We start from the raw sequence: 752 nt of genomic DNA, 5'->3' as shown, positions 1-752 counted from the left end.
GCGACATCAAACACGCAGAAAATGCCTATGGCTCTGCGCGCACCGGCCAACGGATCGTGTACGTGCCCGACGCCGCCAACTTCACCGTGAGCATCGACGGCGAGATGCTCTCACTGGCCGATTCAACCGTCCTCGACTACCGGCGCAGCGTGGACTTTTCAACCGGCATCTACCGGTGCGCCGTGACCTGGGCTGCCCGTTCCGGCGCCACCGTCACTACCGTGGTGCGCCGTGCGGTGGGCTTTGAATCACGCGGTTCGCTGGGAATCGAGCTAGCCATCACCGCCGACCGGGAGGTGTACGCGGATGTCAGGAGCGACATCGTCAACCGGCAGGACAAGCCTGTGGAAGACCAGTCCGCCCACGACCCGCGCCGCGCGGGACGCCATGCAGACCGGATCCTGCTGCCCTTGCACCTCCACGGGGTCGACGGGTCGCTTGAACTTGCCTGGGAAACCGCGGCGTCCCGACAGGGCGTCGCCATGGCCGTGGAGCATACGATCAATACCGACCAGCAGCCCTTTGAAACGGTGGTCGGTCAGGACGAATCGACAGTTCGCTATGTTCTGGGTCTCGGGGCCGGTGAGAAGTTTGTGCTCCACAAGAGCGTCAGCTATGCCACCGCCGGGACGTCGGCGGCACCGGACCGTGGAGAAACCCTGGCGGCAGAGGCCCAGGCGGCGCTTATCAGTGTGGACGCCGTCTTTGCTCAAAGCGTTGCGCACTACGCCAACTATTGGGCCACGGCCGAC

At 64.6% G+C, this 752-nt stretch carries 1 pseudogene; it reads left to right on the top strand.

Going from position 1 to position 752, the window contains the following annotated elements:
• Positions 1-752: pseudogene (locus CXQ91_RS24200) on the top strand (glycoside hydrolase family 65 protein); the annotation flags it as partial.

The organism is Arthrobacter sp. Y81, assembly GCF_002929335.1.
GTDB lineage: Bacteria > Actinomycetota > Actinomycetes > Actinomycetales > Micrococcaceae > Arthrobacter.
Note: the sequence above shows the minus strand (reverse complement) of the source record. Positions and strands in the feature narration are given on the sequence as shown.